This window comes from Cupriavidus sp. 8B (assembly GCF_054589115.1).
Window position 1 is genome coordinate 1 of sequence record NZ_BAAILO010000618.1, and the last position, 258, is coordinate 258.

The window sequence follows — 258 nt, forward strand, 5'->3', positions numbered from 1 at the left end:
CATCTGGCGAAACAGCCGCTGGCACTGACGCACGCCCAGCTTGATGCCATAGCGCTGACGCAAGTGCTCCGACAGAACGGGCCCATCCCACAGGCCCGCTTCAAATCCGAAGTCGCGTGGTGTCTTACGCAGATCCGCTTCAATGCGAGCCCATTGCGACTTATCCAACGCACGCGGACGTCCAGGCCGTTCACCTTCCCGCAAGCCCTCGAAACCGCCACGCTCGAAACGTCGGACCCATCGCTGAACTGTCGTGGC

The 258-nt window shown here is 62.0% G+C and carries 1 protein-coding gene; it reads right to left on the minus strand.

The window, feature by feature from the left end; all coding sequences use genetic code 11:
• A partial coding sequence (locus ACYP5B_RS50980) for a helix-turn-helix domain-containing protein (protein ID WP_459575111.1) occupies positions 1 to 258 on the minus strand: 258 nt, incomplete at both ends.